The organism is Lactobacillus sp. HBUAS51381 (assembly GCF_012641095.1).
Classification (GTDB): domain Bacteria; phylum Bacillota; class Bacilli; order Lactobacillales; family Lactobacillaceae; genus Levilactobacillus.
Genome location: NZ_JAAVSC010000076.1, coordinates 1 through 1,284, shown reverse-complemented (window position 1 = coordinate 1,284; position 1,284 = coordinate 1). Strand labels below are relative to the sequence as shown.

Annotated in this window: 1 protein-coding gene; it reads right to left on the bottom strand. The window is 40.5% G+C overall.

All coding sequences use genetic code 11. The features are described from left to right. Positions 1-59: 59 nt before the first annotated feature. Positions 60-1,284, bottom strand: a 1,225-nt coding sequence (locus HEQ50_RS12560; RefSeq protein ID WP_211089338.1) for an ISL3 family transposase, incomplete at its 5' end; no start/stop codon positions are given.

Here is a 1,284-nt window from a genome sequence, read left to right as displayed (position 1 = left end):
GGCTCTTTGTCAACTGTTGTTGGTAATCTGCTGTATAGGGTTGCCTAATCGCATTGTGATTAGGCAACCTTTTTGATTCCGAATACTAGATGAATCCTTAATCTAAAGCTACTAAAACAACCGAATCCGTAGCTGACTCGCTTGATGACTTTGATTTTATTGTTGATGCCTTCCATTGGTCCATTAGAGTAATTGTATTTCAGCGCATTGTATACAGATTTTTGGTGTTCTCTCAGCGTGTTTAACGGCGTCTCAAGTTCTTCGGAGTAATGAGTTTGTTTGTCTAGAATGGTTGATAGTTTGGACGCGTGACGATACTTAACGGCTCGCCGAACGGTCTGTAAAAGCTCATACGCTTGGCGTAATTCATCATTGAAGCTAAGAATATAATCAACCGTACTATTCTCAGTATTGATTCCTCCGAGATGAGTAAAACTGTGATAGTTGTTGAAGTCTAGCTTTTCATTGGGTTTTAAGAGTAGTTTCCAATATCGTTTTAAGATCTTATGTTTGATATTTGAATTGGCATAGGACTTCATGATACGAACTCTTACGCGATTGAAGCCACGCATTATAGAACTCACGATGTGGAACCTATCGGTTACCACAATCGCGTTTGGAAAGACGGTTTCTGTCAATTGTGGATACGTGTAATTCATATCTGTCACAATGATTTTCACACCTTCTCGAGCAGTCTTAGTATACCGATTGAAGTACTTTTCGAGATCATACAGTGTTCGTGATTCCAGGATATCGATAAATTCGTTTCGCATACCGTCCATAAAAACAAAGCTCATGGCGCCTTTGGCATCTTTGGTAGACTTGACCTCATCCATATTTATAACTGCTGGTAACCAACTGTAATCTGTCTTAATATCTGGTTGATAGCTACGCATGATACGCAAGACGCTCGTACTCGAAATATTTAACTCGTTTGCGATGTGACGCATTGAAACTGTCTCACTGAGCTTCACTAAACACGAGATCCGGCTGACGTTGGAGATAGTGTGGTTTCGCTGAACCAACGATGTTTCTGCCAGAAAGTATTGCTGACATTGCTTACACTTGAAATTACGTTTCTTAAGGTGGAGTTTAACGTCTCGTTCAACGGCTTGCGGAAGTTTAACTGTGGTCCAACGCCAACCATACTTGATAATACTCTTCTGGTTCAAAACGCCGCATTTAGGACAAGCTTTTGGACGATAGTCTAAAAGTGCCTGCACCTTGAGTGGCCCCTTTACTTCTAAGGGATTCATTATTTTCAATTTTTTGATATTGGGGTCT